Raw genomic sequence first — 18,866 nt, 5'->3', positions numbered from 1 at the left:
ATGAAAAATTGGGCTCAGCTCAGCTGAGCTCGCGAATCAACGCTTCGGCGCGCGGCCATTCGCCGAAGCCCGAACTCGGGTTCAGGTGGCCGACGGTGCCCAGTTCGACCAGGCGGCTGCCCCAGCACCGCGCCAGTTCGCGTGCGCGATCCAGGCGTGCGAGCGGGTCGTTGCTGCTGGCCGCGACGATGCTGGGGAACGGCAGCTCGGCGCGCGGAAGCGGCAGCCAGCCGTGGCTGGCGAGCACTTCGGTGGTGGGGTAGCCCGCAGGCATGGGGGTCTCCAGGTCCGCTGGCGCGGCGAGCAGCGCGCCGCGAACGCGGTGCGTGCTGTGCGCCCCGGCCCAGTGCGCCACCATCACCGCGCCCGCGCTGTGCGCGACGATGACGACAGGCCCTTCGATGTCCTGCAGCGCGCGGTCGATGGCGCTCACGCGCGCCGCGCAACTGAGCTTGTCGTGCTCGAGCGGCGGCACGCTGCGCACCTTGGCCAGCTTCGCCGCGAGCAGCGTCTGCCAGTGATCGGCCACGTGGTCCCGCAGGCCGGGAACGATGAGAACGGTGGGGGTCGTGCTGTTCATGATGCGGCGGATTCTGTGCGGGGCCGTGTTCTCCCGATTGACTTTGCGTGCCACGCACTTACCCTTCGATGCCACTCTGCAGCCCGGGCTTTCGATGTCATCCTTGGTACGCGCCGCCAGTCTCACCAACTTCAACGAGGTTGCTCGCGCGAGCGGGCTCGACCCGGCGCGCATGCTGCTCGATGCGGGGCTGAGCCCGAACGTCCTGCGCGAGCCCGACCTCATGATTCCGGTCGAGAACGTCGCGCTGTTGCTGCGGGCATCGGCCGCGCAGTCGGGCAACGAGAGCTTCGGCCTGTGCATGGCGGAGCAGCGGCTGTTGTCCAACCTTGGCGCGGTCGGCATGCTGATCCGCGACCAGCCGACCTTGCGCGATTCGCTCAACGTGCTGATGCGTTACCAGACGCAGCTCAATGGTTCGCTGTCTCTGATGATCGAGGAGTTTGGCGACGTGGTCGTGATCCGCGAAGAGGTCAGGCCGGGCCACGGGCGGCAGCCGACGCGGCAACGCATCGAACTGGCGCTGGGCGTGATGCTGCGGCTGGTGCGGCAGTTTCTCGGCGAGGAATGGCAACCGAAGCGCGTGTGCCTCTCGCACGCTGCGCCGCGCGACCTGGGCGCGCACCGCCGGCTCATGGGCCGCACCATCGAGTTCGATCACGACTTCAATTGCATCGTCTGCGCCCGCCGCGACCTCGACGCGCGAAACCCATGGGCCGACCCCGCCATGGCACGCTATGCGCAGCAGATGCTGGACGCATCGGCCCACACAACGGGCGCACCGGTGCTCGGCGACGTGCGGCGCGCGGTGCTGCTGTTGCTGCCGAGCGGGCGTTGCACCATCCAGCAGGTGGCGCAATACCTCGGCGTGGTGTGCCGCACTGTGCAGCGCCGTCTGGCCGAGCACGGACAGACCTATTCGTCTGTGGTGAACGACATTCGCAAGGAGCTGGCGACGCGCCATGTGCTGGAGGGCGACCGCCCGCTGGCCGAAGTTGCGGGCCTGCTGGGCTTCTCGGCGCCCAGCGGCCTGTCGCGCTGGTTTCACCATGAGTTCGGCTGCAGCGCCAAGCACAGCCGCGCCATGCGCAGCGCCGAGCGCCGCGGGGCGCACGCTGCACCCAAGCGGAAATGACGCATTGATTCCCCAGGACCTGGTTCTCAAGATCGCACCGCCGCGCGTGCAGCGCCACGTGGTCTCGCGCGGCCGGCTGCTTTCGGCCGCCGATGCGTTGCGCGACGCCGCGGCGCTGGTGGTGCGCGCGCCCGCCGGCACGGGAAAGACGTCGCTGCTGGCGCAGTGGCGGCTGGAACAGCTCGGCCTGGGCGTGCCAGTCGCATGGGTCGGCGCGCAAGCCATCGACGACGCGCACAGGCTCGCGCAGAGCCTGGCCCTGTCGCTGCGCAATGCAATGGCGCGTCCCGCCTTCGGCCGCACCGTCCTGGAGGACGATGGGCCCGGCACCCTCGCGGGCATGACCGCGCTGCTTGCGGAACTGGCGCAGTCGGGCGCGAGCGTGGTGCTCATCGTCGACGAGGTCGACCGGCTGTGCGCCGATTCGCGCGCCGCGCTCGCCTATCTGTTGCGCAACGCGCCGCCCAACGTGCGCATCTTCATGGCTGCACGGCCCGACGGCCAGCTCGACATCGACGATCTGATTGCCTACGGCGAGTGCGTGGAGATCGGCGCGGCCCAGCTCGGGTTCACTCTCCAAGAGACTTTGCAGCTGGTGCAGGCGCGCTTCGGTACGCGCGTCGGCCGCGACATGGCCGCACAGCTGCATGCGCTCACCGAAGGCTGGCCGCTGGGCCTGCAACTGGCGATGAGCATCCTGTCGCGCGGCGCTGATGCGGGCAACACCATCGCGGGCCTCGGCGCGGCGGGCGGCACATTGCAGGGCGAACTGGTCGGACTGTTGCTGGCCGGCATGGATTCGGCAGACCTCGACTTTCTCGTGCGCGTGTCGGTGCTCGAATTGCTGCACCCCGCGCTGTGCCGCGCCGTCGCCGGCGTCCCTGACGCGGCTGCGCGACTCACGCGGCTGGCCAACGACACACCGGTTTTCGCCGCGACGGAAGGGGGTGAATGGCTGCGCATGCATGCGCTCCTGCGCGACGCGTTGCGCGGGCGATTCAACGAATTGGACAAGGCCGAGCAGGTCCGTGCGCACGCCCATGCCGCGCAATGGCTGGCCGCACACGGCTTGCCCGACGAAGCCGCGCGCCACGCCTGGAGCGCTGGCCAGCACCAGCAGGCCTATGCGCTGGCAGAGCGCAGCCTCTACGAATCGCTCATGCGCCACGGCCGCCTGGGGGCGGTGCTCGAATGGCTGGCGCAATTGCCGGCCGAAGAGCTGGACCAACGGCCGCGCTTGCTGCTGGCGGTCGCGTGGACGCTGGCCTCCAGCGAGCGGCACGAAGAGGCCGCGCGTTTCGTCGCGCGCATCCTCGCGCAACCCGAGGCGGGCGATGCGCTGCGCTGCGAGTGCGCGCTGATCCTCGGTGGCGCAGCCGTGTTCGCGGACGACCCCGACCGCTTTGTCGCATTGCATGCGCCGTGGGCCGACGCAGTGCCGCTGACCGATCCGCTGCTGTTGCGCTCGCATGCCAATCGCATGGCGTACTGCGCGTTGCTCGAAGGTGAGCCCGCGCTAGCGCGGTTGCGCGAGCAGCAAGCCGCGCGCGGCCATGCCGGTCTCGGCACCGACTACATCCGGCGCTGGAGCGATCTGGTCGTCGGCTTGAGCTATGTGTGGGAAGGCCAGGCCTTGCTGGCCGAGCCGTACCTGCGCAGCGCCGTGGCCAGCGCCGAAGCGCAACTGGGCCGACGCCACCGCTTCAGCTGCAATCTGGCCGCGTTGCTGGCGGCGACGGCATGGGAGCGCAACCTCCCGGGCGATGCCTCGGCCTTGCTTGCGGATCGGCTCGACGTGCTGGAACAGAGCGGGTTGCCGGAGTCGCTGATGCTGGCCTATCTCACCGCGTCACGCATGGCCGTCGCGGAAGGCGCGGAGCATCGCGCGCTGGAGTTGCTTGCCGCGCTGGATGCAGCGGGCGCGGCACGCCGGCTGGCGCGCCTGCGTATTGCGAGCCTCGTGGAGCAGGTGCGGGTGCATGCGCGCCGCCATCGCGCGCAGACCTGCAGCGAGCTCTGCAACCGCATCGACCAGCATCTGGCCGACCCGGCGGTGCCGCAAGGACCGCTGTGGCGCCGCGGCGCCGACATGCTGCGCGACGTGGCACAAGCCTACGAATCCATCGCCGCGCGCGAATGGCAGGGCGCGCTCGCGCCGCTGGAGCGTGCCGACACACGGGCGCGCGCGCTGAGACAGGGCGGCCTCCACATCGAACTGCTGGGGCTGCGCGCTCTGGCGCTGGAGCGCTGCGGTCAGCCGGCCGTCGCGCTCATCCGCGAGGCGGTCGACCTGGCGCGCGCGCTCGGGCTGCAACGTGTTTTCGCCGATGCGCATCCCGAGCTGGGCGCGTGGGTCGAAAGCCTTGCGGCGAGCAACGAAAAGCCGGCCGTCGCAGCGCCTCCCGAGGCGCCCGCGGCGTTCCTCACCGCCAGCGCCGTGCTCACGCCCAAGGAGCGCGAGGTGCTCGCGCTGCTGGCCCGCAACCTGTCGAACAAGGAGATCGGGCGCGCCATGCAGGCCGGAGAGACCACCATCAAGTGGCACGTCAAGAACCTGTTCGCCAAGCTGGACGCGGGCACGCGGGCGCAGGTCGTGCAGCGCGCGCGCGTCCTGGGCCTGCTGGGCGGTCAATACTGAGCACGCCCCCCCTCCCGCAAGGAGGGGGCGCGGGAAAGGCCCGCGACCTATTCTTTGTCCAGGAGACAAAGACATGATTTCGATGACGACCCCTTCGGCGGCGCATGGCATCGAGGTGCGCCCGATCACCTGCGCCATCGGCGCGGAACTGCGCAACGTCAGCCTCGCAGAGGCCTCGCGCAACGCCGGCCTGGTGGCGGAGATTCGCGCGCTGCTGGTCAAGCACCGGGTGCTGTTCTTTCGCCACCAGAACATCACGCGCGCCGAGCACGTCGCCTTCGCGCGCCATTTCGGCGAGCTCGAAGATCACCCCGTGGCCGGCAGCGACCCCGAGCACCCGGGCCTGGTGCAGATCTACAAGACCCCTGACAATCCGCCCGAGCGCTACGAGAACGCCTGGCACACCGACGGCACCTGGCGCGACGCGCCGGCCATGGGCTGCGTGCTGCGCTGCGTGGAGTGCCCGTCCGTAGGCGGTGACACCATGTGGGCCAACATGGCGCTGGCCTACGAGCGGCTGCCGCGGCACATCAAGGACCGCATTGCAACGCTGCGTGCTCGGCACAGCATCGAGGCCAGCTTCGGCGCGGCCATGCCGACCGAGAAGCGCCTGGCGTTGAGGGCGCAGTACCCCGATGCCGAACACCCCGTGGTGCGCACGCACCCCGACACGGGCGAGAAGATCTTGTTCGTGAACGGCTTCACCACGCACTTCACCAACTTCCACACACCGTCGAACGTGCGTTGCGGGCAGGACAACAACCCCGGTGCGGCGATGCTGCTCGCCTACCTTGTCGGCCAGTCGCAGATCCCCGAATACCAGGTCCGCTGGCGCTGGCAGCCCGACGATGTGGTGATGTGGGACAACCGCAGCACACAGCACTACGCGGTGATGGACTACCCGCCCTGCCACCGCAAGATGGAGCGCGCCGGCATCGTCGGCGAGGCGACGTACTGAGCGGCTCTTTTTCTTTTTCAACAAGGCCCACGCCATGCACTTTCTCGACGGACACCTGTACCCCGAAAACCAGCAGACGCTGATCATCACCGCCGCGCCCTATGCGCCGTCGTGGGTGCCGGCCGACTTTCCCGAAGATATTCCGCTCACCATGGAAGAGCAGATCCAGAAGGCGGTCGACTGCTACAACGCCGGCGCCACGGTGCTGCATCTGCACGTGCGCGAACTCGACGGCAAGGGCAGCAAGCGATTGTCCAAGTTCAACGAGCTCATTGCCGGCGTGCGCAAGGCGGTGCCCGAGATGATCATCCAGGTGGGCGGCTCGATCAGCTTCGCGCCCGAGAGCGAAGGCGCCGCCGCCAAGTGGCTCAGCGACGACACGCGTCACATGCTGGCCGAGCTGGAGCCCACGCCCGACCAGGTCACCGTGACCATCAACACATCGCAGATGAACGTGGTCGAGCACTGGGAAGACGCGGACATCCGCGGCACGTCGATGGAAGACCCGGAGGTCTACAAGGCCTACAAGGAAATGACCGTGCCGGCGCAGCCAGGCTGGGCCGAAGAGCACATCCGCCGCCTTAACAAGGCGGGCATTCAAAGTGCGTTCCAGTGCTACAACATCAACAGCTTCGAGTCTGTCGAACGGCTGATGCGCCGGGGCATCTACAAGGGCCCGCTGGTAATGAACTGGGTGGCCATTGGCGGCGGCATGGATGCACCGAACATCTACAGCTTCGCGAACTTCGTGCGCGCGGTGCCTGACGGCGCGGTGCTCACCGTCGAAAGCTCCATGCGCAACGTGCTGCCCGTGAACATGATGGGCATCGCGATGGGCCTGCACGTGCGCTGCGGCATCGAGGACAACCTTTGGAACCAGTCGCGCACCGCGAAGCTGGGAACGGTCGCGCAGGTCGAACAGCTCGTGCGCATCGCGCGCGAGTTCGGCCGCCCCATTGCCACGGCGCGGCAGGCACGCGAGATCTCGAAGATCGGCGTGTTCTACGAAACGACGGAAGAATCGCTGCTGGCCAACGGCTTCGCAGCGAACCGCAACGGGGCCCAGCAAGGCTACCTGCGCAAGGCGGCCTGACACGGTCATGAAGACCTACCTCATCGGCCCGCGCGAGGCCTGGTTCGCCTTTGCCATGACCTGCGGGCTGATGCTGTTCGACTACATCGACCGGCAGGTCATCGTGTCGCTGTTCCCGCACCTGAAACAGGAGTGGGGGCTGTCCGACAAGCAACTCGGCGCGCTGGCCTCGGTGGTGTCGGTGACGGTGGCGCTGGCGGGCATTCCGGTGGCGCTGGCGGCCGACCGGTTCAGCCGCGTGAAGAGCATCGCGTGGATGGCGCTCGTCTGGAGCATGGCATCCATCTCTTGCATGTTCAGCCGCAACTACATGCAGCTTCTGAGTGCGCGCGCAGTGGTCGGACTGGGCGAGGCCGGCTACGGGTCGGTGGGCACGGCGTTGATCGCCGGCCACTTTCCGATGCGCATGCGCGGGACCGTGCTTGCGGTGTTCTTCTCGTGCGCATCGGTGGGGTCGGTGCTGGGCGTGGTGCTTGGCGGCGTCATTGCGGCCCACTGGGGGTGGCGTGCCGCGTTCGGCGTGGTGGGCGTGCCGGGGCTGGTGCTGGCACTGCTCTACCTCAAGGTGCGCGACTACGACACGGTTCCAGTCGACGCCGGCGGTGCCGCTGCAGGCCACGGCAGCTTGCGTGGCGCGGTGAAGCTGCTGGCCAATGTGCCGACGCTGCTCTGGATCTGCGTCGCAGCGCCGGCGCAGGTCGTGCTTATCTCCGCCGTTTGGGCCTGGCTGCCGAGCTACCTGAACCGCGTCAGCGGCCTCGCGCCCGAACAGGCGGCGCTGCGCGCGGCACTGGTGGTGTTGTGCGGTGCGGCAGGCGCCGTGGTGTGGGGCGCCGCGGCCGATCGCGCCGGTGTGTTGCGCGCGAGCGCCAAGCTCCAGGTCACGGCGCTGCTGTGCCTTGTTTCCGCGGCGGTGCTGGGCTTTGCGTTCGGTGCGGCGCGCCTTGGCGTCGTGCTCACCCCACAGGTGCAGTTCAGCGTCATCGCGCTGGGCGGCTTCTTCATGACCTGCCAGGCGGGCGTGGTGGCGGCGGTGGTGATGGACGTGGTGCATCCCGGCGTGCGCTCGACGGGTGCGTCGGTGTTGTCGCTGGCGCAGAACCTGCTGGGCCTGGCCGCGGGGCCGTTCATTGCGGGGTGGATCTCGGACGCCTGGTCGTTGGAAGCCGCGTTGGCCGTGATGCCGGTCTTCGGCGTGCTGGCCGCTGGTCTTTTCATGGTGGCTGCGCGCGGCTACGAGCGCGACGTGTCTCGCGCGGCCGTGCCGCCTGGGGCGTATTGACCGGTGTGTTGGATTCTGCCGATCTCCGACCCTGGGGATCAATTTTCGGTAGCAACAAAACACCCGCTCACACATTGAAGCCAAAGTTGCTGCCCCGTCACTTCAGAGTGTGGAGAATTCGCCCGTAAACCTGAAGCGGTCAGAGCATGCGCATCCTCCTCATCGACGATCACCGATTGTTTCGCGAGGCCATCGCTCATGTGCTCACGGCCTTCGACGACAAGGCCGTGCTGCTGGAGGCCGGCACCGCCGAAGAGGCCATCGACATGGCCACGCACTACCACGACCTCGACCTGATCCTGCTCGACCTGAACATGCCGGGCATGGGTGGGCTGCCAGGGCTCCCCAAGCTGCTTGCCAGCGCGCCGACCGTGCCCATCGTCGTGGTGTCGGGCTCCGCCAACCCCAACGACGTGTGCGACGTGATCCAGGCCGGTGCTGCGGGGTTCATTCCCAAGACCTCGAGCGGGCGCGAGATGTCGGAGGCGCTGCGGCTGGTGCTGAGCGGCGACATCTACGTGCCGCCGGCCCTGCTGGCCGTCATCGCCGCCGGCAGGGAAACGCAGGCGCCGGACGCGCAGGGCATCGACATGCCGCTGACCCCGCGCCAGCTCGAAGTGCTGCTGCTGCTCGGCGAAGGGCTGTCGAACAAGAGCATTGCGCGTCGGCTGTCGCTCAGCGAAGGCACGGTCAAGCTGCATGTGAACGCGGTGCTGCGCGGGCTCAATGCGCGCAACCGGACGGGGGCGGTCATCGAGGCCAATCGGCGTGGACTGCTGCCGCGCAACCAACCGGCTACTTGAGCAAGTCGGCGAAGTACGCGTTCAGCATCCGGTCTTGCGGGTCGTACTGGCGGCGCAGCGCCTTGAATGCATCCAGGCGCTGTCCGTAAGCCCGCCGTAGATGCTGGCTTGTGAGATGCGGCGTCTGGTTGAGCAGCGGCGAGCCGTTGTGCTGGCTGCACAAGGTGTTGAACGCACTCAGAAAGTCGGGCCAGCGTGCGTCGTCGCCGGGCGATGCCGGGTCCAGCGTCCACACGTTCGAGTCGTACGAATAGGAGAGCAACGAGCTGGTGTCCTGCGCGATGTGATAGCTGACGTCGGGCAATCGGTTCGCCACGCCCTTTCTCGCCCATTTTTCGCAAAGGTCGAAGTAGTCGGGCAGCACGTCGAAGAAGTGCTCGCTGGGAAACGCCCACATGCTGAAGGTGAACCGGCGCGCGGCCTGCTCGAAATCCACGATCTGGTCGACGGCGCTGACATGCTGGTAGCGAAGGCGCTTCAGGAAGTGGAAGGTCAGCCAGTCTTCCAGCCCCCCCGTGAACGAAGCCAGGCCCAGGCCGCGGCGCCACACCAGGTTCCTGAGCCTGAGGCCGGCGGCGCACCCGGAGGTGCCCCAACCCTTGCGCTTGACCGCCGCCACGATGCGCCCGCGCGAGGGAAACAGGTACAGAAACACCGCGGCCCCGCTCGCGAGCCATGCCGGGCTCCTTCTGGCCAGCTCGCTGATGTTGACATCGAAGTGTTCGACGGACACCTGCTCCGCGGGAACGACCTCGAAGGTCACGTTGGTGACCACGCCGAACAGGCCGAAGCTGCACCGCAACGCATGAAAGTCGGGGTGGCTCGCGCTCACGTTGCAGACCGTGCCGTTCGGCAGCACCAGCTCCATCGCCACGGCATGCGAGCTCATCTGTCCGAACTCGGCGCCGAACGACGACTGCTTGGTGGCGGCGCACGCGGCCGCGCCCATGGTCAGGCTGCCGAACTCGGAAATCATCGGGAACTGTAGGCCGTGCCGGTCTCGCAGCTCGTGCGACACCTCGAAGAGCTTGCGGCTCGCGGGCACGGTCACCGTCTGCCTGTTGGCGCTGACCTGTATCGCCTGCCCGCGGCCGAGCTGTGTCGTGTCGATGGCGGTGCCGTACGCCGCTGACGGCACCGCGCCGGCAGCAACCGTCGCGGCCGTCATGCACGCGGTGACCGAGTGGCGCGAGCCCATCGGCCGCACCGGCGACGGATGGCGCACCGGGTTGCGCAGGATGCTGGCCAGCTCCTGCGTCGTGCGCGGCACGAGCACCCGCTGGTCATGGCAGCGGATGTTCCGGTGCCAGGTCATGAACCGCGCATCGTCCGGGTCGGTGATCACTTCCATGATGGCTCTCCAGGTGGTTGAAGCAGCTGTCTCATCGCAGTGCGCAACTTCGCAGGCTTGACCGGCTTGTGCAACAGGGGGTAGCCACTGCGTTGCGCCTCGCGCAGGCGTTCGGGCGCGGTGTCGCCGGTGATCACCAATGCAGGCACCGCATGCCCGCACAGCGCGTGCAGCCGCGCGACCGATTCGATGCCCGAGGCGTGCTGCCGCAGCCGGTAGTCGACGATGAGCAGCTCCGGCAGCCGCCCCGGCCGGGTGACGAGCGCCTCCGCTTCTTCGTGCGATGCCGCGGTGCTCACCTCGCAGCCCCAGCGCTCCAGCATGCTGCGCATGGCGACCCGCACCGCAGCGTCGTCGTCGAGCACCAGCACGCGGCGGCCCTGCAGCTCCAGCCCCAGTTCGAAAGGCGTCGTCGGCGCTTCGGTGCTTGCCGGGCTTTCACCGGCGAGCGGCAGCGTCACTGAAAACCGCGAGCCCCGGCCGGGCACCGACTTCACCGCCAGCGCGTGACCCAGCAGCGTGCACAGCCGCTTGACGATGGCCAGCCCCAGCCCCAGGCCCTGCTTCTGGTCGCGCTCGGGGTTGCCGAGCTGGTGGAACTCCACGAACACTTCTTCCAGCGAGGCGGCCGGAATGCCAATGCCGCTGTCGCACACGTCGATGCGCACCGCGCCGCCGAGCCGGCGCACGCCCACCAGCACGCGGCCGTTGCGCGTGTAGCGCAGCGCATTGGCAATCAGGTTGTCCAGGATGCGCTGCAGCATCGCAGGGTCGGTCTTTACAGCGACCTCGCTGGCGCGAACGCGCAGGCGGTTGCCCGACGATTGCGCCAGCGGCTGGAAGGTGCCGTCCAGCCGCGCCAGCAGCGCGGCAAGGTCCACGGCCAGCAGGTGCGGCTGCATCACGCCCGCGTCGAGCTTGGAAATGTCGAGCAGGCTGTTGAGCATCGAGTCGACCGCCTCGATCGCGTTGTCGATCGGCACCAGCAAACGCCGCGCCTCCTCGTCGCGCACGCGCTCGGCCAGCGAGCCGAACAGCAGCCCGAGCGCATGGATCGGTTGCCGCAAGTCATGGCTGGCGGAGGCAAGGAAGCGGGTCTTGGCCGCGTTGGCCTGCTCGGCGGTGCGCTTGGCCGTTTCCAGCGCGGTCTCGCGGGTCTTCAGGTCAGTGATGTCCGCATAGGTCACCACGCGGCCGCCATCGGGCATGGCGTTCTGCGCCATCTCGACCACCGCGCCGTCTTCGCGCCGGTACTCGGAGCGCGACGCGTCGCCCGCGTCGATGGGCGGGCGCGCGGTCTTCAGCACGGCCTCGAGCCGGTCGCCTTCGGCGAGCTGAAGCTGCGACAGGCCCAGCAGGTCGAGAAACTGCGGGTTCCACATGCGCAGCCGGCCCTCGGGGTCGGACAGGCTGATGCCCTGGCCCATGTTGTGCAGGGTCGCTTCGAGCAGCGTCGTCTTCTCTTCCGCGTCGCGGCGCAGCGCGAGGTTCTCGAAGCCGAGCTCCAGCGAGGCCTTCAGCAGCTTGTGCACGTTGCGCGCCCCGACGATGTACGCCAGCGAGGCGATGGCCGCGAGCACCGCCACCGTGGTGCTGGCCGTGTCGCCGTACCAGAACAGCAGGCCGACCAGCGCCCCCATCGAAGGCCCGACCACGCCCGCGAACGAGGGGAGGTACGACGCGAGGTTGACCACCGAGCCGGCGCTCATGCCCATCAGGATCACCGTGAGCGTGATCAGGCTCATGGGGTGCGCCGGGTCCAGGAAGAGAAAGCACGCCAGCGCCCATGTGCCCCCGACCAGCGACGAGCCCGCCGCCGACAGCACCGCCCACCGGTGGCTGTTCTCCTTGGTGGGCGCGCGCCACTTGAAGGCCGCGATCTGCGCGAAGCGCACGGCGCTCACCACCGCCAGCAGGCCCAGCCACGCGAGCATCGCGTCGTGCGCCACCAGGTCCCACAGCACGTAGGCCATGATCATGCCCACCGTGAGCAGCACCAGGATCGACGACGGCGCCTGCCGGTACAGGTACCGCACGAGCTCCAGGTCGACGTCCTTGCGGAAGATCACGGCACGCGGATGCGGCGCGCCGGCGGGGTTCGGAACTGGCATGGGCTGTCTCCGACGATCCAGGTGGGCAAAGGATAGACCTGGCCACCGCCGCGGCCCATAGAACCCTTGGCTAGATCGACGTCCGTATGGACGGTGGCCTGGCCGGCTCCTACGCTGCGGTGCATGAAAAACCCTTCTTGCGCCTTGTTCGACCCGGGCTCGCCGCCTGGCGGGGTGCGCGAGGGCCCAGCCGGCGTGCAGCCGCTGCACGTTGCGGGCCGCCCCGGCCCTGAAAGCCGCGCGGCAGGCAGGGGGCGGCGCTGGCGCTACATCACCATCCTGTTCTCCGACCTCTGCGGCTCTGTCGCGCTCGGCGAGGCGCTGGATGCGCCCGACTACGTCAGGGCCGTGCAGCACCTGCGCGCGGTCACGCGGCGCGTGGTCGCGGCCGGCGGCGGCACCATCGCCCGCCTGCAGGGCGACGGCGTGCTGGTGTTTTTCCACGGCGACGCAGGCCCGCAAGAAGACGCGCGCCGCGCCATGGCGTGCGCGCTGGCCCTGCATGCCGCCGTGCGGGCGCGCGCGGGCGGGTGGCCGCTGGCGCTGCATTCCGGCATCCATGCGGGCGTCACCTACCTGGACGACGGCGACATCGAACGCGGCCGCTACGACCTGATCGGCTGCACGCCCAACATCGCGGCGCGCCTGGCGGCGCTGGCCGGGCGCGACCAGATCCTTGCGAGCGACGTGGTGCTGCGCGGCCACGCGGCGTCGTTCCTCACGCAGGGCATGAAACCCGTGCGGCTGCGTGGCTGCGCGCAACCCTTGCCCACCTGCGAGGTCGTCGGCTTCGGCCATGGCGACTGCGCAGGCGTCGGGTGGGGCGATGCGCCCGCGCGCCTGCATGCCTGACGGGAGGCCACGATGGACCTGCACCCCGCATCGGTCGCCGCGCTGGGCGACTTCCCGCTGTTCGAAGGCTTGTCCAGGCAGCGGCTTGACGCCGTGGCCGCGCAGATGCACTGGCACGCCGTCGACGCGCGACAGGCGTTCATCGGCCGCCTCGCCGTGCCGGGCGACGTGTACTTCCTGATTTCCGGCCGGGTGCGCGTGACCGCGTGTTCGGCGGGCGGGCGGCAGGTCAACTTTCGCGATGTGGCCGCGGGCCACTATTTCGGCGAGCTGGCCGCCATCGACGGCAAGCCCCGCGCGGCCGACGTGGTGGCCCTGGTGCCGAGCCGCATCGCCGCCTTGGGCCACGCCGATTTCGCGCGCCTGCTGCGCGAGGAGCCCTGCGTGGCCATGCGGCTGCTGCACGACCTGGCCCGCTCGGTGCGCGCGTTGTCGGAGCGCGTGTTCGAGCTCAGCACCATGGAGGTCGGCCAGCGACTGGAGGCTGAGCTGCTTCGCCGCTTCCGCGCGTCGCAATCACCGGGCACCCGCGGTGCGCGGCTGGAGCCCGCGCCCACGCACGAGGCGCTGGCCGGGCAAGTCAGCACCGGGCGCGAGCAGGTGACGCGCGCGCTGAACGCGTTGATCCGCCAGGGCGTGCTGGCGAAGGAGCGGGGTGCGCTGGTCGCGCCCGACGTGGAGCGGCTGGAGCGCAGCGCGAGCGTGGGTGCCGGTGCGGGTGCAAGTGCGCATCGCACTGTGAGCTGACGCACATCCACGCAGGCGCTGCGTTCGCACACTGCCCATGCGGCCTCGATTTCCGCGGTCGTGAACCAGAAACCACTGGAGAGCATCATGAAATTCATCGCACTCGCGCCCAGCCTGGCGCTCACCCTGATCTTCAACAACCCCGCATCGGCCCAGACCGTTCCGGCGGAACTGTGGGTGGGGCCGCCCATCGCCACCACCGCCAGCCAGCACACGCGGGCGGACGTCGTCGCCGCCATGGAGCGCGCCGCCGCGGTGGCGCAGGCACCGCAGCAGCAATGGGCCGGCAGCGCGGAGTCGGCAGGCGTGTCGGTCGGGGCGCTCACGCGCTCGCAGGTGCAGGCGGATTTCAACCTCTTCGCGCGTGCCGGCCTGGGCAACTACGACACCGAGTACGGCGCGCGCGATCACTTCGAGCCGTTCAGCGCCGAGCGCGCCCAGCGCACGGCCCTGTATGCGCGCCTGCGCAGCGGGCCGGAATACGGCGCGGAAGTGTCCCGGCTGGACGGGGTACCGCGCGTGGCGGATGCATCGGCGGCCGATGCGAGCGCGGAATAGGCGCCGGGAAGCGGGCCAAAAACGTCCCAAAACGTGAAAAAGCGCGGAAAAGCGCGTGAAAGCACCACCAAGAACCGCCAAAGCCCGTAGGCACCGCCCCCAGCGCTGGCGGTGGCGGTGCTCAGGGCGTGAACTTTCGCACGCTTTTGAGCCTTAGTACTACCCCAAGAACGTTAAAAAGTAGTACCTTGGTGTGCATGAATGTTAAAAAACCGGACAATCTGAGCGCGATTCGAAACAAGTTCGGCGTACCTGCAAGGCGGGGCGGTGCGGTCGAAATCAACGGCCACCCGGGCGTCATCACCGGCATGAGCGGTGACTTCGTCAGGGTCAAGTTGAATGGGATGGCGGCGGGCCTGCCATTTCATCCCCACGAAATCGTGTACTCGCAAGATTGAAGGCCTGGATTCCCACCCGACACACCCCGCCGCGGCGGCTTCGAGGAAACAGCATGATCAGCAAGAGCGACGTTCAACAGCGCAGCACCACCGACACCAGCGCCAGCACCGGCGCGAACGTTGGCGCCGGGTACGGCCCCTGGGTGCGTTCGGTTGCCCGCACCGTCGTTGCGCTGCGGCACCGCCGCCGCGCACTGGCCGCTCGCTCTGCCCCCTCGTCAGCTGCCTTGCCTTCGGCGCCGGGGGCTGAAACGCCTGTGTCGCCACAGGAATCCGCGTTGCGCGGCCTGATGGCGAAGCCGATGAACTTCCTGCGGCGCATCGAGAAGGCGTCGTTCCCCGTCACCATCCACGACGACACCGACATCCGCAACGCCAAGGCGCTGGCCGCGGCCTCGCTGGTCGAAGCGAACCTACCGGAGCGCGGCGCCGGAGAGGGCCGCAGCGGCGTCATCATGTGGATCACGCCGAGCGGTTGGGCGGAGCTGGAGCGGCCCGAGAAAGACTGCAAGGGCTAGACACTGGCGAAGCGGTTCTCCGCTTTGAGGGCAGGGGCATAGGGCGGTTGAATAACGCCGGGTCGGGCGCAATTGGCAAGAATCCTCGCAAGAATCTTCGCAAGAATCCCCCCAACCCCGGAAGGACCCCATGCCCGACTACCGCAAAGACCCCGACGCCATCGCCAGGCTCAACCCCGAGCAATTCCGCGTCACCCAGCAAAGCGGCACCGAACGCCCCGGCACCGGCGAATACCTGGACAACAAGGAAGTGGGCATCTACGTCGACATCGTCTCCGGCGAGCCCCTGTTCGCTTCGTCGGACAAATACGAGTCCGGCTGCGGCTGGCCCAGCTTCACCCGCCCCATCGAGCATGCCAACGTTGAGGAACTGCGCGACGCCAGCCTAGGCATGGTGCGCACCGAGGTGCGCTCCAAGCACGGTGACAGCCACCTGGGCCATGTGTTTCCCGACGGCCCCAAGGCGCAGGGCGGGCTGCGCTATTGCATCAACTCGGCCTCGCTGCGCTTCGTTCCGCGGGAACGCATGGCGCAAGAGGGCTACGAAGCGTATCTGGACCAAGTCAAGGAGATCTCATGAGTCAAGAACGGGCGGTGCTCGCCGGCGGTTGCTTCTGGGGCATGCAGCAGCTTTTCAGGCGCTACGACGGCGTGCTTTCCACCCGCGTGGGCTACTCGGGCGGCGATGTGCCCAATGCCACGTACCGCAACCACGGGACGCACGCCGAGGCCATCGAAATCATCTTCGACCCCGAGCGCATCAGCTTCCGCCAACTGCTCGAGTTCTTCTTCCAGCTGCACGACCCGAGCACGAAGAACCGCCAGGGCAATGACGTGGGCCTGAGCTACCGCTCGGCCATCTTCTACACGAGCGACGAGCAGCGCCGCGTGGCGCTCGACACCATCGCCGACGTCGACGCCTCGGGCCTGTGGCCCGGCAAGGTGGTGACCGAGGTGGCCGCCGCGGGTGACTTCTGGCAGGCCGAGCCTGAGCACCAGGACTACCTGGAGCACCGGCCCGACGGCTACACCTGCCACTTCATCCGCCCGGGCTGGGTGCTGCCGAAGCGGGCCAAGGTCGCGGGCTGAAGGCAGCAGGGCAGCGGGGCAGGGGCCTCATGCCCTCATGCCCTCTGCTTAGCTTCAAACCGTCGCCAGGGTCATCGGCGACGGCAGCTTCTGTTCCAGCAAGTCTTCCACCCCGCGAAGCGCCTGCGCCACCGCCGCGTCGCCCATCACCGTGCGCTGCAGCGAGAAGAAGTGCAGGTCGCGAATGCCGATGGTCGCGAACACCGCTTCCAGGTACGGGGTAAGAAAGTCGGGCTGCCGGGCGCCTTCGCCTGTGTAGCCGCCGCCCGAGGCCACCGCCACATACACCGGCCGGTCGGCCAGCAGCCCCACCTTGCCTTCGGCCGAGAAGCCGAAGCTGCGGTGCGCGCGCAGCACATGGTCGATCCAGGCCTTCAACACCGAGGGCACGGTGTAGTTGTGCATCGGCGTGCCGATAACCACCGCGTCGGCCGCCTCCAGCTCGCAAATGAGCCGCTCCGACTGCGCCAGCGAGCCCGGTCGTTCATACGCATCGGGCTGCTGCGGCCACGAGCCGGCCAGCGTGTGGCCGTAGGTTTCGTCGATGTGCGGCAGGCCGATGGTGCCGAAGTCGCGCCGCACGACGATGGCACCGGGTGTGCGCTCGCGCAGTCGCTCGACGATGCGCTCCGAGAAATTGACGCTGAACGAGGCCTTTCCGCGCGGGCTGGCCGTGATGTGAAGGATGTTGCTCATCGCGCCGCGCTCCCCAGCAGCTTGCTGAAGCGCATCGAGCCGGTCAGCAGCCCCTGGCGGAAATAGAAGCGCTGGGCCAGCGCGTTGGTCAGCCCGGTGTCGAGCACCAGCTTCGCGCAGCCCGCTTCCTCGGCGATGCGCGTGGTCTCGTCGAGCAGCCGTGCGCCCCATTGGCCGCCGCGCTTGCCCTCGAGGGTGACGAGGTCGTCGACGTACAGGAAGCGCCCGTACACCAGGTTTTCTTGCAGCCGGTAGCCGGCGAGCGCGATCGCTTCCTCGCCTTGCCACACGGCCAGCACGCGGTAGCTGTGCTCGCGCATGCGCTGCATGCGCTTGGCCATGTCCTGCGCGTCGCGCAGGTGCGGGCGCAGCTGGTGCATCACGGGCCAGCAGGCATCCAGGTCGGCGGCGCTGTCTGCGTGGCGAATGGCGAAGCCCTCAGGCATCGCGAGGGTCGGGGTCATGTCGGTGTCCTTCATCGGTTCTGGGTGCATGAAGGAATTCTGTGGATTGCGGCCCTCGGGCGGTAGACCCAAGAATTGCGTTGCGCACTGGACCATGCGGGTCGATGCGAAGCGCAGCGCAATGCAGTCGCCTCAGGCGTGCCGCGCGATCAATCGCGTCAGCCGCTCGCAGGTGGCGCGGGCGTGGTCTTCGTGCAGGTTGGTCACGCCCAGCACCAGGCCCGCGTGCGCGGCATCGGGCCGCGCGTACCAAGGCGAAAGCGGTGACGGCGACATGTCGAGTGCCCGCGCCGCCTGGACCAGCGCCACGTCGTCGTGCAGCCCCGGCGGCAGCCGCAGCAGCACCGACAGGCCCGATGCCACGTACGTGGCCGACACCGCGTCCAGCGCGACCACCAGCGCGTTGCGTCGCGCCAGGTACAGCCGCTTCATGCGCCGCAGATGGCGCAGGTAGTGGCCCTCGCGCATGAACGCCGACAGCGCCAACTGCGTGAGCGGCGACGCCGCGGGCGACAGCACCGCCGCCGCCCGCGTGAAGCGCGCCACCTCGCCCGGCGGCACCACCAGGAAGCCCAGCCGCAACGTGGGGCTCAACGTCTTGCTGAAGGTACCGATGTGCAGCACGCGCGCTTCGGGGTGGCGCGCGCCCAGTGCCGGCACGGCGCGGCCTTGCAGCTGCAGCTCGCTGAGGTAGTCGTCTTCGACGACCCAGCCCTGCGAGCGCGCGGCCCAGTCGAGCAGCGCCGCGCGCCGCCGCGGCGACAGCGCCACGCCCAGCGGCGCCTGTTGCCCGGGCGTGACCAGCGCCAGCGCGGCGTGCGGTGCGCGCCCGATACCGCACGCCACGTCGAGACCTTCGCGGTCGACCGGCACCGGCACCGCATCGACCCCCAGCAGGCCCAGCGCGCTGCGCGAGCGCGGGTAGCCCGGGTCTTCCACCCAGGCCGCGCTGCCCGCCGCGCCCAGCGCGTGCACCACCAGCGCCAAGGCGCTGGCATAGCCCGAAGTCACGAACACCTGCGCCGGCTGGCAGGCGAGCCCACGCGCAATGGCCAAATGCGCGGCGATTTCCGCGCGCAGCTCGGGCAGGCCGCGTGGGTCGGGGTACACCAGCGGCGCGCCGGCCGCGGCGCGCACCGCGCGCGCCATGGTGCGCGACCACACCTGCGCCGGAAACGCGTCCTGCGCGGGCACGCCCATCTGGAACACCGACACGGCCGTAACAAAGCTGGCGAAGTCGTCGGCCACGGCGGACTCCGAGGAGGGCTGCGGCGGCGCGGCGGGCGGGCGTTGCACGACGCGCGTGCCGGCCGCGCCCAGCGCCACCACCAGCCCCTCGTCGATCAGCCTTTCATAGGCCTGGCGCACCGTGCCGCGCGCCACCCCCAGCTGCGCCGCAAAGTCGCGCCACGACGGCAGGCGCGCACCCGGCGCCAGACGCCCGTCGCGCATGGCCGCGCGCAGGCCCGCGCTGATCTGCGCGGCAATCGGCTCGCGCGCATCGCGCTGTAGCGGGATTTGCAGGTTCGGCATGCGGGAGATGGTATCGGCGCGCCGGGCGACGGTATGGACTACAGCGCGCCGCGCCGGTCG

The 18,866-nt window shown here is 69.0% G+C and carries 19 protein-coding genes; 13 read left to right on the top strand and 6 right to left on the bottom strand.

Annotated elements, in window-relative coordinates:
- Positions 1-19 precede the first annotated feature (19 nt).
- On the bottom strand, positions 20-580 hold the full coding sequence (locus QTI51_RS35095) for an RBBP9/YdeN family alpha/beta hydrolase (RefSeq protein ID WP_286517624.1): 561 nt from the start codon (positions 578-580) through the stop codon (positions 20-22).
- Between the two features lie 94 nt (positions 581-674).
- Here QTI51_RS35095 and QTI51_RS35090 point away from each other — a divergent pair, with 94 nt between their 5' ends.
- The 6 genes from QTI51_RS35090 to QTI51_RS35065 all read left to right on the top strand — a co-directional run bounded on the left by QTI51_RS35090 (position 675) and on the right by QTI51_RS35065 (position 8,489).
- Positions 675-1,715, top strand: coding sequence for an AraC family transcriptional regulator (locus QTI51_RS35090; protein WP_286517622.1), 1,041 nt, complete (start codon positions 675-677; stop codon positions 1,713-1,715).
- A 97-nt stretch (positions 1,716-1,812) separates the two neighbouring features.
- On the top strand, positions 1,813-4,353 hold the full coding sequence (locus tag QTI51_RS35085; protein ID WP_286517621.1) for a winged helix-turn-helix domain-containing protein: 2,541 nt from the start codon (positions 1,813-1,815) through the stop codon (positions 4,351-4,353).
- Positions 4,354-4,462: 109 nt separating this feature from the next.
- Positions 4,463-5,311 carry a TauD/TfdA dioxygenase family protein gene (locus tag QTI51_RS35080; RefSeq protein WP_286517706.1) on the top strand — a complete coding sequence of 283 codons (849 nt, stop codon included), beginning with the start codon at positions 4,463-4,465 and terminating at the stop codon, positions 5,309-5,311.
- A 34-nt stretch (positions 5,312-5,345) separates the two neighbouring features.
- Positions 5,346-6,404 carry a beta-keto acid cleavage family enzyme gene (locus QTI51_RS35075; RefSeq protein WP_286517620.1) on the top strand — a complete coding sequence of 353 codons (1,059 nt, stop codon included), beginning with the start codon at positions 5,346-5,348 and terminating at the stop codon, positions 6,402-6,404.
- A gap of 7 nt (positions 6,405-6,411) precedes the next feature.
- Positions 6,412-7,686: an MFS transporter gene (locus QTI51_RS35070; protein ID WP_286517618.1), complete on the top strand. Its 1,275-nt coding sequence runs from the start codon at positions 6,412-6,414 to the stop codon at positions 7,684-7,686.
- Positions 7,687-7,832: 146 nt separating this feature from the next.
- A complete protein-coding gene (locus tag QTI51_RS35065; protein ID WP_286517616.1) occupies positions 7,833-8,489 on the top strand; it encodes a response regulator in 657 nt (218 codons plus the stop codon).
- On the opposite strand, the gene QTI51_RS35060 is transcribed toward QTI51_RS35065, so the two are convergent.
- Both QTI51_RS35060 and QTI51_RS35055 read right to left on the bottom strand, forming a co-directional pair.
- Positions 8,482-9,840 carry an FAD-binding oxidoreductase gene (locus tag QTI51_RS35060; RefSeq protein ID WP_286517615.1) on the bottom strand — a complete coding sequence of 453 codons (1,359 nt, stop codon included), beginning with the start codon at positions 9,838-9,840 and terminating at the stop codon, positions 8,482-8,484. The two genes, QTI51_RS35065 and QTI51_RS35060, sit on opposite strands and share 8 nt — an antisense overlap.
- Positions 9,831-11,951, bottom strand: a complete 2,121-nt coding sequence (locus QTI51_RS35055; protein ID WP_286517614.1) for a hybrid sensor histidine kinase/response regulator — start codon at positions 11,949-11,951, stop codon at positions 9,831-9,833. The genes QTI51_RS35060 and QTI51_RS35055 overlap by 10 nt, the downstream gene beginning before the upstream one ends.
- A 123-nt stretch (positions 11,952-12,074) precedes the next feature.
- On the opposite strand from QTI51_RS35055, the gene QTI51_RS35050 reads away from it, so the two are divergent.
- The 7 genes from QTI51_RS35050 to msrA all read left to right on the top strand — a co-directional run bounded on the left by QTI51_RS35050 (position 12,075) and on the right by msrA (position 16,113).
- On the top strand, positions 12,075-12,803 hold the full coding sequence (locus QTI51_RS35050; RefSeq protein ID WP_286517613.1) for an adenylate/guanylate cyclase domain-containing protein: 729 nt from the start codon (positions 12,075-12,077) through the stop codon (positions 12,801-12,803).
- A gap of 12 nt (positions 12,804-12,815) precedes the next feature.
- Positions 12,816-13,550 (top strand): Crp/Fnr family transcriptional regulator, encoded by a 735-nt coding sequence (locus QTI51_RS35045; RefSeq protein WP_286517612.1) that lies wholly within the window; start codon positions 12,816-12,818, stop codon positions 13,548-13,550.
- A gap of 87 nt (positions 13,551-13,637) precedes the next feature.
- Positions 13,638-14,108: a hypothetical protein gene (locus QTI51_RS35040; protein ID WP_286517610.1), complete on the top strand. Its 471-nt coding sequence runs from the start codon at positions 13,638-13,640 to the stop codon at positions 14,106-14,108.
- 128 nt (positions 14,109-14,236) lie between these two features.
- On the top strand, positions 14,237-14,506 hold the full coding sequence (locus QTI51_RS35035; protein WP_286517609.1) for a hypothetical protein: 270 nt from the start codon (positions 14,237-14,239) through the stop codon (positions 14,504-14,506).
- A gap of 53 nt (positions 14,507-14,559) precedes the next feature.
- A complete protein-coding gene (locus tag QTI51_RS35030; protein WP_286517607.1) occupies positions 14,560-15,024 on the top strand; it encodes a hypothetical protein in 465 nt (154 codons plus the stop codon).
- A 130-nt stretch (positions 15,025-15,154) separates the two neighbouring features.
- Positions 15,155-15,604: a peptide-methionine (R)-S-oxide reductase MsrB gene (gene msrB, locus QTI51_RS35025; protein ID WP_116913916.1), complete on the top strand. Its 450-nt coding sequence runs from the start codon at positions 15,155-15,157 to the stop codon at positions 15,602-15,604.
- Positions 15,601-16,113 (top strand): peptide-methionine (S)-S-oxide reductase MsrA, encoded by a 513-nt coding sequence (msrA, locus tag QTI51_RS35020; protein WP_116913915.1) that lies wholly within the window; start codon positions 15,601-15,603, stop codon positions 16,111-16,113. Before msrB ends, msrA begins: the two co-directional genes overlap by 4 nt.
- A gap of 54 nt (positions 16,114-16,167) precedes the next feature.
- On the opposite strand, the gene QTI51_RS35015 is transcribed toward msrA, so the two are convergent.
- The 3 genes from QTI51_RS35015 to pdxR form a co-directional block, all read right to left on the bottom strand.
- Entirely contained in the window at positions 16,168-16,809 is a 642-nt protein-coding gene (locus tag QTI51_RS35015) for an FMN-dependent NADH-azoreductase (protein WP_286517604.1), read from the bottom strand.
- Entirely contained in the window at positions 16,806-17,273 is a 468-nt protein-coding gene (locus QTI51_RS35010; RefSeq protein ID WP_286517603.1) for a GNAT family N-acetyltransferase, read from the bottom strand. The genes QTI51_RS35015 and QTI51_RS35010 overlap by 4 nt, the downstream gene beginning before the upstream one ends.
- Before the next feature lie 132 nt (positions 17,274-17,405).
- Entirely contained in the window at positions 17,406-18,806 is a 1,401-nt protein-coding gene (pdxR, locus tag QTI51_RS35005; RefSeq protein WP_286517601.1) for a MocR-like pyridoxine biosynthesis transcription factor PdxR, read from the bottom strand.
- Positions 18,807-18,866 lie beyond the last annotated feature (60 nt).

This window comes from Variovorax sp. J22G73, assembly GCF_030317035.1.
In the GTDB taxonomy this organism is placed as follows: Bacteria; Pseudomonadota; Gammaproteobacteria; order Burkholderiales; family Burkholderiaceae_C; genus Variovorax.
Note: the sequence above shows the minus strand (reverse complement) of the source record. Positions and strands in the feature narration are given on the sequence as shown.

Coding starts and splice junctions, on each gene's coding strand:
- QTI51_RS35030 (WP_286517607.1), top strand. CDS start 14,560: ATGATCAGCAAGAGCGACGTTCAACAGCGCAGCACCACCGACACCAGC.
- QTI51_RS35075 (WP_286517620.1), top strand. CDS start 5,346: ATGCACTTTCTCGACGGACACCTGTACCCCGAAAACCAGCAGACGCTG.
- QTI51_RS35095 (WP_286517624.1), bottom strand. CDS start 580: ATGAACAGCACGACCCCCACCGTTCTCATCGTTCCCGGCCTGCGGGAC.
- QTI51_RS35045 (WP_286517612.1), top strand. CDS start 12,816: ATGGACCTGCACCCCGCATCGGTCGCCGCGCTGGGCGACTTCCCGCTG.
- QTI51_RS35060 (WP_286517615.1), bottom strand. CDS start 9,840: ATGGAAGTGATCACCGACCCGGACGATGCGCGGTTCATGACCTGGCAC.
- QTI51_RS35050 (WP_286517613.1), top strand. CDS start 12,075: ATGAAAAACCCTTCTTGCGCCTTGTTCGACCCGGGCTCGCCGCCTGGC.
- QTI51_RS35040 (WP_286517610.1), top strand. CDS start 13,638: ATGAAATTCATCGCACTCGCGCCCAGCCTGGCGCTCACCCTGATCTTC.
- QTI51_RS35055 (WP_286517614.1), bottom strand. CDS start 11,951: ATGCCAGTTCCGAACCCCGCCGGCGCGCCGCATCCGCGTGCCGTGATC.
- pdxR (WP_286517601.1), bottom strand. CDS start 18,806: ATGCCGAACCTGCAAATCCCGCTACAGCGCGATGCGCGCGAGCCGATT.
- QTI51_RS35070 (WP_286517618.1), top strand. CDS start 6,412: ATGAAGACCTACCTCATCGGCCCGCGCGAGGCCTGGTTCGCCTTTGCC.
- QTI51_RS35015 (WP_286517604.1), bottom strand. CDS start 16,809: ATGAGCAACATCCTTCACATCACGGCCAGCCCGCGCGGAAAGGCCTCG.
- QTI51_RS35090 (WP_286517622.1), top strand. CDS start 675: ATGTCATCCTTGGTACGCGCCGCCAGTCTCACCAACTTCAACGAGGTT.
- msrB (WP_116913916.1), top strand. CDS start 15,155: ATGCCCGACTACCGCAAAGACCCCGACGCCATCGCCAGGCTCAACCCC.
- msrA (WP_116913915.1), top strand. CDS start 15,601: ATGAGTCAAGAACGGGCGGTGCTCGCCGGCGGTTGCTTCTGGGGCATG.
- QTI51_RS35065 (WP_286517616.1), top strand. CDS start 7,833: ATGCGCATCCTCCTCATCGACGATCACCGATTGTTTCGCGAGGCCATC.
- QTI51_RS35010 (WP_286517603.1), bottom strand. CDS start 17,273: ATGACCCCGACCCTCGCGATGCCTGAGGGCTTCGCCATTCGCCACGCA.